Raw genomic sequence first — 12,636 nt, 5'->3', positions numbered from 1 at the left:
GACGAATATGGTCGGCGCGGCGCTCCCGCCGTTCAGTCTACGAGGCTTACATGGCAACCGGCACGGTCAAGTTTTTCGACCAGGACAAGGGCTTTGGCTTCATCACGCCGGACAACGGCGGAACCGATGTCTTCGTCCACGTTTCGGCCGTGCTGTCAGGTGGCCCGCTTCGCGACGGGACGAAGGTCAGCTACGACATTGGCCAGGACCGCAAGACCGGCAAGTCCAAAGCGGAAAACGTCCGCGCGATCTAACAGGCGGACGTCGCCGATCTTTCGTCGTTGACGCCGCTGGTGGCTCTATGCCGCCTTTTGCTGCGATCGCAGCTTCAATCTCCCGAATGACCTTGGCCGCTTCGAGCAGGATAGCCTTTCATCTCGTCCTCGTAGAGGTGCACGGAATTCCGACCGCCTGACTGAGGTCCATGGACTCGGCGGATACCCCAAGACACACAGATTCCCCCAGAACCCGCCAGCCTTCCCGTATCGTGACATAGGCGCGGCCGAGCAGGCGGAGCTTCTCGCCCTCGGAAAGGGTGTGCACGTCTTGTGCCACCCGGGTGACCTCGACGACGAGGTCCGCGATGCCTTTCACCTGTCACCCCAAATGCGCTGCGCCTACTGCCGCCGCGTTTGTCCCTCCGAGAGAGCTAACGCCCATTTTGAGCCAAACAAGTCGGATGCCCGATCCAGATCGACCGGATCTGCATCGAAATTCTGCTCGAAACCTTTTGCTCTTCAGCGACATTACCTGTTCGAAACCGGAGAACACTGCGTGGCCAGAGCATATGGAGACCCATCCGATCCCCAGACCGAATGGTCGGACACCGAAATCCTCGCCAAGGCGCACGACCTCGTCGAAACCTTTCTGACCTTCCTGCGGCTGGAGCGGCCGAAAAACGACATTCTCGACGCGCGTTGCCTGCCGGCAAGTAAATCTTCGCTCATCAACGCTTTCAGGCTGGTGATCGCCACGGAGCCCCGCGGCGACGTGCGCGGGGCGCTATCGTCTGCCGGTCATACGCTCGCCCAGTTTCAGGATCGCGTCGGAATGCGCATCTCCGTGGCGCCGGCCTGTGCGGCGAATGTCGATCCAACACACACAACGGCAGCGAACCTGCTCGAGGAGGTTCTTAGCCAGGTCGACGAAGACACCCGTCGGCTGCGCGATCTCCTGGACAAGGCGTCGTCGATCGCGGAGACCCGGTTCCAGCGCAGACATGCGCGAACGCCCTTCCAGGACGATGGAACATATACCTGGTACGGGCATGGCTGATACCTAGAGCGATGGAACGTCGGCTATTCTACGCCGCCGAGTTCTCGGAATGCGCGCCACTGGTCGTCGGTCGAAACCCCATCTGCAAAGACGCGAAACGCCTTTCCCTGAGCCTTCAATGAATGCGCGGTTTTCAGCGCGTCCGGATAGAGCAGTGTCGGCTCGTCACGCCGGTCCTCTCCGAAGGGGTCCACCGAGCTCAGCGCGATAACCTGAAACCTTGTTGCCATGATCATTCCTTTCGAATGCGCCGAGATCGGTCAGCCTTCATTTCCATCGGAGACAAAGTCTTTCGGGAGCTCTTCGCGGGCGGCTCGATGCGCCAGGGCCCGATCGATCGACCTTTCCCTCAAGACGACGTCAATCGCGAAGGCGACGTCCTCGGCGCCCCAGCCAGCCTCCTGCATCTCGCGCATGAAAGCGGTCAACTTCTCATCGATGATGCTGTGCAGCTCACCGTCTGTCGTTGTCGTGCTTTGGTTCACCATCGTCACCTTGGAATGAGTTGCCATAGACCAGACAACGCCGCTTCTGCCAGTAGGTTTCGTCGCCGGCAACGCCGGACCTGATTATGGCGATTTTCCCCTCCTGTGGAGCCGCAAGAGCGGGCTGGACTCCTGACGGCGCGAATGCTTCATTGCTCGCCCGGAGGACACGAGTATGGCGTATGAATGGGATGTGGGCCGTGCGCGGCGGGCGCAATTGATCAAGTCGGTATCGATGATAGCGCTGACCGCATCGGTGATCAGCGTGCCGGTCGCGGTGCTGCTGACGGCCTCGCCGTTCTAGAGTTCCAAAAACTGCACTTACGCGCTCGACAGCTCTGGATGTTGGCGCTGTCCCCGCCGGTTATCCAATAGGTGCCGGCAGATGCCATGCGCGCTTCGTCCGAGGCGAAGAAGAGTACCATTGGCGCGACGGCGCGCGGATCGATCGGGCGGACGCGGAACTGTCGTCTATCGGGATAGGTCTGATCTTTCATAAATGATCAGGCATCCTCGCCGATCGTGTCGGCCATGTACGCCCCGCGGCGACCCATCTCCTGCGGCGGACCGGTGGTGCTGTCGCGTGCCGTTTGGTGTTCAAGTTCGGCGTTGAGTTCAGCGCCGAGGATAACGATGATGACGGATACCCAGGCCCAGACCATGAAGCCGATCGAGGCGCCTAGCGCACCGTAGGTTGTGTCGTAGTCGGCGATGTGCCCCAGATAGAAAGTGATGGCGAGGGCGGCTGCAAGCCAGGCGAAAGTCGAGAAGACTGCGCCCCAACTCAGCCAACGCAGCTTTGCGGGTTCCCGGCTTGGTCCAAATCGGTAGAGCGCCGTGATCGCGGCGCCAATCAGCCCCAGTAGCAGCGGCCAACGCGCCAAGCGGACGATCAGTTCTGTCCATCGACCAAGCCAGAGGTAGTTCAGGATTGCCGGAACGACGCCAGCAAGTGTGATGATCAACACGACGAGAGCAAGACTGGCGAATGTGAAGAAAACGGAGGTGAGGTTCAGCCGGATCAAGCCGCGTTTCTCGTTCTCACCATAGGCGACGTTCATCGCCTCGAAGAGCGCCTTCATCCCAGCGTTGGCGGACCAAAGTGCAATCGCGAGACTGCCGAGCAATGTCAGGGAAAGGCTCGCCGGCGGCTCGGAGGTCAGGCTCCGCAATTGCCCAAGGATCAGTTCGAATGCCTCTTCCGGCATAGCCGACCCGAAGAAGGACAAGCGGTCTATGACCGATGCGGGATCGGCGACCAGCCCGTAGAGCGATACGAACACGCTGATGGCGGGGAAGATCGACAGAAGCAGATAGAAAGTCACGCCGGCTGAGATCAACAGGATTCGGTCGGAGGCGAGGCTGCCGTACAGCCGCCATGCCACATCGCGAAGTCCCAGCGCGGGGATTTCGCCAGGTGCGTCCGCGTTGCGCCCTTTCGGATCGGTCGATCCAGAATCTGCTTTCATGCCTGCCCCTGCCGTCCGTCATTCTAACAGTCCAGTAACGCACGGAAGCCAACGGAGTTTCGGGCGTTTGAACTCGTCGGCGGCGACAAATCGAGGGAATGTGATGCGCCGTCGGCAAGGGCCGTGGCGCCCGTGCCGCCGACTGGGGTACTATCGCTTAGAGCGGACGCGTTCCTGCTCGATTTCGGACGGGCGGTAAGGATCGCGCGTCTCGTCGAAGCGCGATTGGATTTTTCTTTTTACGCAGCCTATTTTTCTGGGAAACCTTTTGGTGTTCCGCACCTTACTCCCCGCGATGGCCGGCCGTTTTCAGATCCGTCGCATGGAGGCTCCTATGACACAATCCTTACCCGTCAGATTTTCACCCGAGCTTGAGACCATCAAGCCAGACGAGCATGAAACCGTCGCGGGGCTGAACGAGCAGTTCGATATCATTCTGGAGAAAACCGCCGAGGATTACGGGCATGCCGTTCGGTCGGTTCATGCCAAGGCCCACGGCATCATCGAAGGCAAGCTTACCGTGCTGGATGGATTGGCCACCGAACTCGCCCAGGGGATGTTTGCAACACCCGGTGAACATGCCGTCTATATGCGGCTTTCCACCAATGCCGGCGACATCCTGCCGGATGCGATCGCCTTGCCTCGCGGTCTCGCGATGAAGGTCGTCGATGTGGAGGGCGTGCGGCTGCCGGACGCTGAAGGCGGCACCCAGGATTTCGTGATGGTGAACGGGCCGATCTTCCAGGCGCCCAATCCGGAAAAGTTTCTGTCCAGCCTGAAGCTGCTTGCGCGCACGACAGACAGGATGGAGGGGACGAAAACCGTCCTGTCGAGCGTGTTGCAGACGGTCAACAAAGGGCTCGAAGCCGTCGGTATCGCAAGCCCTACCGTGCAGGGACTGGGCGGCGCGCCAAATGTTGATCCGCTTGGCGAGACCTATTTCAGCGTCACGCCGTTTCGCTATGGCGACTACGTTGCGAAGTTCCGCTTGAAGCCGATCTCGCCGGGTCTGACAAAGCGTACGGGTACCGAGATCGACGCCAGCGTGCGCCATGATGCTATCCGCGAAACCGTGCAGGCCGAGATGCAGACGACCGTCGGCGAATGGGAATTCCAGGTGCAGCTCTGTCGTGACATCGAAGCACAGCCGATCGAGGACCCGACCGTGGAATGGAAAGAGGACGAGGCGCCTTTCGTCACCGTCGCCAAAGTCAGTGCCGCGCCGCAGGACAGCTGGAGCGATGCCAAGGTCCAGAAGGTCGACGAGGAGATGCGTTTCAGCGTCTGGACCGGCCTTGCGGATCATCAGCCGCTCGGCAGCATCAATCGTGCGCGCAAGGACACCTATCGGCACTCGGCGGACTTCCGGGCGAATTTTAACGGCTGTCCCTTCCACGAGCCGCGCCAATAAACGCAGGCCAATGAACCGGCGCCTAAGCGGAACTCGGCGCCGGTTTTCGATCGACTGATACTATTGCGGGGCGCCCAATGGCCGACATCATCGCCAATCCAGAATCCGAAGGTCCTTCAGGTGGCTGGGGCTCGGTCAAATCGATCGCCCGCATCCATGGTGATACCCGACCCCCCGTAGCCGTTTTGGAGGCATTGACGCACCAAAACAAACCGGGCGGCGTGATGTGCGTATCTTGCGCCTGGCCGAAGCCCGTCAACTATCATCCGTTCGAATTCTGCGAAAACGGCGCCAAGGCGACAATGGCAGATCTGACCAGTGCCCGTTGCGGCCCGGATTTCTGGAACGACCACACTGTCACCGAGCTTCGCGACTGGAAAGACTACGATCTGGAGCAGACAGGGCGGCTGACACACCCTTTGCGCTATGACGCCGGGACGGATCGTTATGTCGAAGTGACCTGGGATGAGGCATTCGAAAAGATCGGCGATACGTTGAAAAGCCTGCCGAAGGAAAGCGTCGTCTTTTATTCGTCCGGCCATGCCGGGCTGGAGGCCTCCTACCTTTATGCGCTGCTTGCCCGCGCCTATGGCAATAACAACCTGCCACAAAGCTCCAACATGTGCCATGAGACCACCTCCGTTGGCCTCAACAAGGTGATCGGCTCGCCAGTCGGAACCGTCATCTGGGAGGATCTGGAAAAAGCTGACGCATTCTTCTTCTTTGGGCAAAATCCGGGATCGAATAGCCCGCGCTTCCTGCATCCTTTGCAAGAAGCGAAAAATCGCGGTGCGCGCATCGTCACCTTCAATCCGGTGGTCGAGCAGGGCCTCGTCTCCTTCGTCAATCCGCAAAGCCCGGTCGATATGCTGACCGGTCATGAGACGCAGATTTCCGACGAATATCTTCAGGTCCGGGCGGGCGGCGATATTGCCGCGATGCTTGGCCTCTGCAAAGTCGTCGTCGAGGCCGACGATCGAGCGGTCGCGAAAGGTTCGCAGCGTGTGCTCGATATTGCGTTCATCAACGAACATACCACCGGCTTTGACGCGTTCATTGCCCTCGTCAGACAAACAGGCTGGGCGGAAATCGAACGCGAAAGCGGGCTGATCGAGGCCGCCATCCGCCGCGCCGGCGAAATCTATATTGCTGCCGAACGTGTGATCGGCGTCTATGGCATGGGTCTGACCCAGCATTACCAAGGCGCGCTCAACGTCGCCATGGTCGTTAATCTCCTGCTTCTGCGTGGCAATATCGGCCGCGAGGGCGCCGGCTGCTGTCCGGTGCGCGGCCATTCCAATGTGCAGGGGCAGCGCACGGTCGGGATCGCCGAAAAAACCAAGCTCATCCCGATGGATAAGCTCAAACAGCTTTTCGACTTCGATCCGCCTACTAAGGACGGCACGGCCATTGTCGATGCCGTCAAGGGATTGATGGCCGGCAAGATCAAGGCGTTCATCTCGCTCGGCGGTAATCTGGTTCGCGCCGTGCCGGACCAGAACGCGATGCAAGACGTGTGGGCAAGACAGGATCTCACCGTCGTCGTGTCGACCAAGCTCAACCGGACGCATTTGTTTCCGGCCAAACAGGCCTACATCCTGCCCTGCCTGTCACGCTTCGAAATGGACGTTCAGACAGGTGGCAACCAGTCGGTTTCCACCGAGGACAGCTTTTCGCATATCTCGGGCTCGACCGGAAAGCGAACGCCCGCGTCGAAACATCTGAAGAGCGAACTCGCAATCGTCACCGGGATCGCGAAGGTAGCCCTCGATCCGCACCCCAAGCTCAAATGGGACGCATGGACGGGCGACTACAGCCTTGTGCGGGACCTGATCGAATTTACATACCCGAAGGATTTCAAAGACTACAACGCACGCCTGTTCCAGCCGGGCGGTTTCTATCGCGGCAACGATGCGCATGAGCGGGTCTGGAATACTGAAGAGAAAAAGGCAGTGTTTACCGCACCGAGGCAGTTGAATGCCCTGTCGTTTGGCGATGCCGATGGTCGTTTCCGCCTTTTGACCATGCGTTCCAATGACCAGTTCAACACGACGATCTACGGGTATTCCGATCGTTTCCGAGGTATAGAGGGCACCCGCGATGTCGTGCTGATGAGCGAATCGGATATCGACGCGGCCGGTCTCGTCGAAGGCCAGATCGTCAAACTCGTCAGCGATTTCGGTGACGGCGTCCGCCGCGAGCTGGGAGGGCTCAAGGTGACAGCGCATAATCTGCCAAGCGGCACGATCGGCGCCTATTATCCGGAAGCCAACGTCCTCAACGCGATAGACCATCACGACGAACTGTCGAAGACGCCGGCGTCAAAGGCAATTCCTGTCCGGATCGAGGTGTGAGATCATCCATCTCTCAACGCCGGCTTGCTTCGTAGTTTCGACCGAAACGGGATCGTTGCCCTTCAGCCCGCGGGGCACACGAGCCTGGTCTCGACAAGCTGACGAAGACCTTCGGCATAAGGCTCGTAGATAAGCTCGATTGCTCTCACCTCGTGCTTGAGGTCATTGCCCGCATAGTTCTCGTCATTTCCATGACCGCTCGGCACAAATGGCGCGCCTGCGCGTTACGTCAGTTATCTGAGATTTAGGTTCAGTGAATTGACACGACGGGAAGGCACCAGAATGACCATGACCGTGAACGGCAACACCGTATCGACGCCGAACGACCCGCGCGTATCGCTCTTGGATTTCCTGCGTGAACATCTTCACCTGTCCGGCACCAAGAAGGGCTGCAACCAAGGTGCCTGCGGAGCCTGCACCGTTCTCGTCGACGGGCAAAGGGTGCTTTCCTGCTTGACGCTCGCCGTTCAGTGCGGCGAGCGCGACATCACCACGATCGAGGGACTTTCGAGTAACGGCGTACTTCATCCCTTGCAGCAAGCGTTCATCGAACATGACGGATTTCAGTGCGGTTATTGTACGCCGGGCCAGATCTGTTCCGCGATCGGCATGGTGGAAGAGATGCACCGTGGTGTTCCGAGCCAGTTGACCGGCGATCTCTCAGCAGAAGTGGTCGCTTTCGATCGAGATGAGGTGCGCGAACGCATGAGCGGCAATCTCTGTCGATGCGGCGCCCATAACGGCATTGTCGACGCAATCGAGGATGTTTTCCGGGAGGCCGCAGAATGATCCCGTTCTCCTACGCCCGCGCAACCGACATGGCCGCCGCCCTTCAGTTTTCCGCCAACGGCGCCGCCAAATATCTTGGCGGCGGCACCAATCTCGTTGATCTCATGCGCGAAACCATCGAGCGCCCAGCGCTGCTGATTGATGTAACAAGCCTGTCCGACGCGATCGAGGAAACGGCGGATGGCGGCATCATGATCGGTGGCGCGGCTCGTAACACGGCTATCGCCGAACACCGGTTGATCCGCACGCGGTTTCCGCTCTTGTCGCGGGCCATCGTTGCCGGGGCCTCGCCGCAGATCCGCAACATGGCGACGGCCGCTGGAAACGTCCTTCAGCGCACGCGCTGTGCCTATTTCTACGACAATGACGCGGCCCGCTGCAACAAACGTGAGCCGGGCCAAGGCTGCGATGCCCTCGAAGGCTTCAATCGATATCACGCGATCCTCGGCGCTTCGTCCGCCTGCATCGCCACCCATCCGTCTGACATGTGCGTGGCGCTGGCGGCGCTCGATGCGGTCGTGTATCTCCAGGGCACGGAGGGCAAGCGGACCGTACCGCTCAGCGACTTCCACCGGCTTCCAGGCGACCGGCCCGACATCGAAACCGTGATGCGTCCGGGCGAACTCATCACCGCCGTCGAACTTCCGCCGAAGCCGATGGCGGTCAACTCCACCTATCGCAAGGTTCGCGACCGCGCGAGCTACGCGTTCGCTCTCGTTTCTGTCGCAGCCGCGATCAAGATCGAAGCCGGCGTGGTCGGCGACGTCCGCATCGCGCTGGGAGGCGTCGCCCATAAGCCATGGCGGGCGATGAAGGCCGAGGCCGCCCTGCGCGGTCAGCCAGCCACCGACGTATCATTCCGCGCGGCCGCAGAGCTGGAACTCGCCGATGCAAAGCCGCAAGCGCATAACGGATTCAAGGTGGAGCTGGCCAAGCGCACGATTGCCGCCGTTCTTGCCGATCTTTCGGGAGACGCCGCATGAGTATGTTTGAAAAAGCCAAGGAAACGGCCCAGGGCGTGATGCAGACGGTGATGAAGAAAGCGGTCGAGGTCGCGCCTGACAGCTGGATGCCGGGCGGTGTGCCCGATCCGCTGATTGCGGCGAAACACGGTCATATCGGCCGTCCTGTCTCGCGCATCGACGGTCCCTTGAAGGCGAAGGGTGCTGCACGCTTTGCGGCTGAATTCCGCCTGGAAGGCATGGTTTACGCGGCACTGTCCTACAGCACGATCGCCAAGGGTCGCATTGCCGATATCGACATTGCCACCGCGCAGGCGGCACCCGGCGTCGTGCTGGTCATGACCCATCGCAATGCACCGCGTCTCAACCCGCCGCCGAAATTCCTGTCGCAGAACAAGGCCGCCGGCGGCGACGATCTTCCGGTCATGCAGGACGAGCGTATCCACTGGAACGGCCAGCCGGTGGCGCTGGTCCTTGCCGAAACCCAGGAACAGGCCGATCACGCCATATCGCTGATCGAGGTGGCCTATGCCGCTGAGCCTGCGGCGACCTCCCTTTCGGAAGCGGTCGCCAAGGGCACCGAGACCGGTAGCTTCATGGGCGAGCCGCTTCACAACGAAATCGGCAATGCCGACAAGGCGTTTGCCGATGCTGCCTTCACGGTGGACAGCGTCTATCGTTCGCCCCGACACAATCACAACGCTATGGAGCCGCACGCGGCAACGATCGTCTGGGAGGGCAACCGGCTTATTATTCACGACGCCACCCAGGCGGTTGCCCATACGGCGTGGTCGATGGCGCAGATCTTCGATCTCGATGAAACTGATGTCCATGTCACCTCGCCCTATGTCGGCGGCGGTTTCGGCGGCAAGACCCTGTGGCAGCACCAGATCCTGGCGGCAGCGGCAGCGCGCCTGTCCGGCCGGCCGGTGCGGATCGCGCTGTCGCGCGAAGGCGTCTACCGCATCATCGGCGGCCGAAGCGAGACGGAGCAACGCGTGGCACTCGGCAGCGACCGTTACGGAAAGCTAACGGCGCTGATCCATAGCGGGATTACTCCGAAATCGCCGCACAGCGCCCTGCCGGAACCCTTCATCGTGCCGACCCGCAGCGCCTATGCGGTCGATAACATGACGCTGGACGTGCAGGTCTGTACGCTCGACATGATGGCCAATACCTTCATGCGGGCTCCGGGTGAAGCGGTCGGGACGTTCGCGCTGGAAAGCGCCATGGACGAGTTGGCGGAAAAGCTCGGCATTGACCCGATCGAGTTGCGCGCCCGCAACGAGCCAGACAAGGATCCGGTGGGCGGCGTGCCGTTCTCGTCACGCAATATCGTCGAGGCCTATCGCAGCGGCGCGGAGCGCTTCGGCTGGGACATGCGCAATGCCGCGCCCGGCAGCCGCCGCGAAGGCGAATGGCTGATCGGCATGGGTTGCGCGACCGCAACCTACCCCTATTACCGCATGCCGGGCGCCGCAGCGCGCATCACCTTGTCGGACAATGGTCACGCGACCGTCGATTTTGCCGCGCATGAGATGGGTATGGGAACCTCGACGGTCCAGACCCAAGTGACGGCGGATCGGCTCGGCCTTCCTCTGGACAAGGTCACCGTCCGCTATGGCGACTCGAGCTTGCCCGGCGTCATTCTCGCCGGCGGTTCGCAACAGACGGCCGCCATCGGCATGGCGGTCATGTCGGCTTATAACGGACTGGTCGGCGAACTCCTAAAGCTTGCCGGTAATGACTCGCCGCTGGCAGGGTTGAAACCGGATGAGGTCGTCGGGATCAACGGCGGTCTCGCCCACAGGAACAAGCCGGAACGTTTCGAAACCTATTCCTCCATCCTGACCCGTGCCAACCGCCACGAACTCGTCGCGGACGGCACGCCGCCCATGCCGTTCGAACTTCAGCACTGGTCGATGCATTCCTATGGTGCGATGTTCTGCGAGATTCGGGTCAACGCCATTACCGGGGAACCGCGCGTGAACCGTTTCCTCGGATCGTTCGACTGTGGGAAAATTCTCAACCCAAAGACTGCAGCGAGCCAGTTCCGCGGCGGCATCATCATGGGCATCGGACTCGCTCTGACCGAGGAAACGCAGTTCGATGAGCGCAACGGCCGGATCGTGAACCCGAGCCTTGCCGACTATCACATTCCGGTGCATCTGGACGTGCCGGAGATCGAGATCATGTGGACGGATATTCCCGATCCGCACACGCCAATGGGAGCGCATGGCGTTGGAGAAATCGGCATTACCGGAACCGGGGCGGCGATTGCCAATGCGGTGTATAACGCGACCGGGAAGCGCGTGCGTGACCTGCCGATCACGCTCGATAAGCTTTTTAGGTAAAGGGTGAAAGGTCGCGCCGCCCGACCCCGTTAAACGTTCGGCGTCGCAGCGTCCGCATGGACTAGGGCTCTGAATTTCAGTTCTTGGTGGAGTGAACCCTTCGGGTTGGACCAGCGAGGCGCTTCAAACTAAGCCGGCTGCTGGGCGAGATGGGTTTCAAATTCTGCTGGCGATATGTAGCCAAGGGCCGCGTGCAGCCGCTTGGCATTTTAGATCTCCTCAATGAACCTGGGCAATCCGCGGATGTCTCGTAGCCGGTGATGTAAACGTCCTCGACTTTCAGGGTTTTCATGAAGCTCTCTGCCTGAGCATTGTCATAATGGTTGCCGACCGCGCTCATGGAACCCTGCATACCGGCGGCATCGAGCGCTCGTCGATAGGTCTCACTCGCGTAGTATCCGCGGTTCGTGTGGTGGACGCAGCCGGGTGGAGGCTTTCTGTTCTCAAGCGCCTAACGCAATGCTGCTAATGCCAGGGGCCTATCCAGGCGTTTTGACAGGCCATAGCCAACGACTTTCCGGCTGCAAGCATCGAGAATGACGGCGAGATAGCAAAAGGTTCCCAAACGGCCTCTATGCCCAGGGGAAGTCCGCTTCAGCGCTGCGCTAGGGTCCGACTGCGAGCCACAGAATTAGGAAAGTTATTGCGGCTCGGCCCGCAAAGACACGACAACTTCCTCGTGGGCGAAATGGCGGAGGTGCAATTTTCGCCAGAGGTTAGCCATTAAAGTTTTGCGCTTTCTGCTCAATTCGTCGTCCCCTTGCGCCGGGCGATGTACTCAGCATTCAAAAGATCAACCAGGTCGTCGGCCTGCTCGTTGTCCAGTCCGTCTTGCGGTGTGCCGTTCACCTCAGCCGTTAGCCCGGTAAATATGTCGTAGACGGCCCAGAGTCCCGTTCCGTCCTCTCGTGTGGCATAGCGGTTTTCTGTTTTTCTCTTCATTCGCGCAACGTGCCATCGCGCCGCAGAGAGTCAAGATTGAAGCCGGCAGGAACTACCGAACCAGATGGCCGTTCTCATCGTACCTACAGGAGGACGAACCATGGCAATTGAGAACGCACCGACAGAAAAAGGTAAAGAAGGCGCAAGAGGGCTCCATAAAGCGGCCAAGGCTGAGGAGCGCCAGACCGAGGCTGAGAAAGGTTCCGACCTTGCGAAGGGGGCGGATCGCTTCGAGGAACGGTCCAAGAGTTCGGACGGAAAGAGTGCGGGGGAAAAGCAACGCTAACACTGCTCGCCTTCCGGCCGAGAGCGAAAACGTCGTTTCGCTCTAGAACAGCTCCGGTACCGCGACTTGCTTTTGATTCGTGCGCCCTAACTCCACGAGCAAATTAACGAGCGCCCCATGCCCCTCGGGCGCTCGTTTTTTATATCCCTGCTTCAAGCCTTGGTCCGGGCGGATTATTCGTCTTCATCGCACTCGACAATTTCGCACACCGAGTCAGTCGATCGGAAACGGCAGATGGGCTCCAGCTTTTTCACCAAAGGCACATTCGAGCCTGAGGAACTGGGAGCGCTCAAGTCGCTATTCGACGAA

14 protein-coding genes are annotated in these 12,636 nt (G+C 60.1%); 10 read left to right on the top strand and 4 right to left on the bottom strand.

The window, feature by feature from the left end:
* Nucleotides 1–50: 50 nt before the first annotated feature.
* Nucleotides 51–254 carry a cold-shock protein gene (locus tag AC1Q6Z_RS33480; RefSeq protein ID WP_492650516.1) on the top strand — a complete coding sequence of 68 codons (204 nt, stop codon included), beginning with the start codon at nt 51–53 and terminating at the stop codon, nt 252–254.
* Between the two features lie 520 nt (nt 255–774).
* Entirely contained in the window at nt 775–1,275 is a 501-nt protein-coding gene (locus AC1Q6Z_RS33475) for a hypothetical protein (protein ID WP_492650515.1), read from the top strand.
* Nucleotides 1,276–1,298: 23 nt separating this feature from the next.
* On the opposite strand, the gene AC1Q6Z_RS33470 is transcribed toward AC1Q6Z_RS33475, so the two are convergent.
* Complete coding sequence (locus AC1Q6Z_RS33470; RefSeq protein ID WP_492650514.1) at nt 1,299–1,505, bottom strand: hypothetical protein; 207 nt, start codon at nt 1,503–1,505, stop codon at nt 1,299–1,301.
* 30 nt (nt 1,506–1,535) lie between these two features.
* Nucleotides 1,536–1,787, bottom strand: a complete 252-nt coding sequence (locus tag AC1Q6Z_RS33465) for a hypothetical protein (protein ID WP_492650513.1) — start codon at nt 1,785–1,787, stop codon at nt 1,536–1,538.
* A gap of 148 nt (nt 1,788–1,935) precedes the next feature.
* Between AC1Q6Z_RS33465 and AC1Q6Z_RS33460 the strand changes: the two genes are divergently transcribed.
* Nucleotides 1,936–2,064, top strand: a complete 129-nt coding sequence (locus AC1Q6Z_RS33460; protein ID WP_492650512.1) for a hypothetical protein — start codon at nt 1,936–1,938, stop codon at nt 2,062–2,064.
* Nucleotides 2,065–2,263: 199 nt separating this feature from the next.
* Here AC1Q6Z_RS33460 and AC1Q6Z_RS33455 read toward each other — a convergent pair whose 3' ends face one another.
* A complete protein-coding gene (locus AC1Q6Z_RS33455) occupies nt 2,264–3,229 on the bottom strand; it encodes a YihY/virulence factor BrkB family protein (protein ID WP_492650511.1) in 966 nt (321 codons plus the stop codon).
* A gap of 334 nt (nt 3,230–3,563) precedes the next feature.
* Here AC1Q6Z_RS33455 and AC1Q6Z_RS33450 point away from each other — a divergent pair, with 334 nt between their 5' ends.
* The 5 genes from AC1Q6Z_RS33450 (at nt 3,564) to AC1Q6Z_RS33430 (ending at nt 11,099) form a co-directional block, all read left to right on the top strand.
* The gene (locus tag AC1Q6Z_RS33450) at nt 3,564–4,640 is read left to right on the top strand and encodes a catalase family protein (RefSeq protein WP_492650547.1); all 1,077 of its coding nucleotides are present in this window, start codon (nt 3,564–3,566) and stop codon (nt 4,638–4,640) included.
* Nucleotides 4,641–4,717: 77 nt separating this feature from the next.
* Nucleotides 4,718–6,994, top strand: coding sequence for an FdhF/YdeP family oxidoreductase (locus AC1Q6Z_RS33445; RefSeq protein WP_492650510.1), 2,277 nt, complete (start codon nt 4,718–4,720; stop codon nt 6,992–6,994).
* Between the two features lie 282 nt (nt 6,995–7,276).
* Nucleotides 7,277–7,783: a (2Fe-2S)-binding protein gene (locus AC1Q6Z_RS33440; protein WP_492650509.1), complete on the top strand. Its 507-nt coding sequence runs from the start codon at nt 7,277–7,279 to the stop codon at nt 7,781–7,783.
* Nucleotides 7,780–8,766 carry an FAD binding domain-containing protein gene (locus AC1Q6Z_RS33435; RefSeq protein ID WP_492650508.1) on the top strand — a complete coding sequence of 329 codons (987 nt, stop codon included), beginning with the start codon at nt 7,780–7,782 and terminating at the stop codon, nt 8,764–8,766. The genes AC1Q6Z_RS33440 and AC1Q6Z_RS33435 overlap by 4 nt, the downstream gene beginning before the upstream one ends.
* A gap of 50 nt (nt 8,767–8,816) precedes the next feature.
* Nucleotides 8,817–11,099 carry a xanthine dehydrogenase family protein molybdopterin-binding subunit gene (locus tag AC1Q6Z_RS33430; protein ID WP_492650546.1) on the top strand — a complete coding sequence of 761 codons (2,283 nt, stop codon included), beginning with the start codon at nt 8,817–8,819 and terminating at the stop codon, nt 11,097–11,099.
* Between the two features lie 744 nt (nt 11,100–11,843).
* Here AC1Q6Z_RS33430 and AC1Q6Z_RS33425 read toward each other — a convergent pair.
* Complete coding sequence (locus AC1Q6Z_RS33425; RefSeq protein ID WP_492650507.1) at nt 11,844–12,041, bottom strand: hypothetical protein; 198 nt, start codon at nt 12,039–12,041, stop codon at nt 11,844–11,846.
* 100 nt (nt 12,042–12,141) lie between these two features.
* On the opposite strand from AC1Q6Z_RS33425, the gene AC1Q6Z_RS33420 reads away from it, so the two are divergent.
* The gene (locus tag AC1Q6Z_RS33420) at nt 12,142–12,327 is read left to right on the top strand and encodes a hypothetical protein (protein WP_492650506.1); all 186 of its coding nucleotides are present in this window, start codon (nt 12,142–12,144) and stop codon (nt 12,325–12,327) included.
* A 117-nt stretch (nt 12,328–12,444) separates the two neighbouring features.
* Nucleotides 12,445–12,636 (top strand): hypothetical protein (locus AC1Q6Z_RS33415; protein WP_492650505.1); only part of this gene is annotated, 192 nt, incomplete at its 3' end.

This window comes from Shinella sp. GW835-FHT14H05, from assembly GCF_058793575.1.
This window is presented reverse-complemented; position numbering and strand designations above follow the sequence as displayed.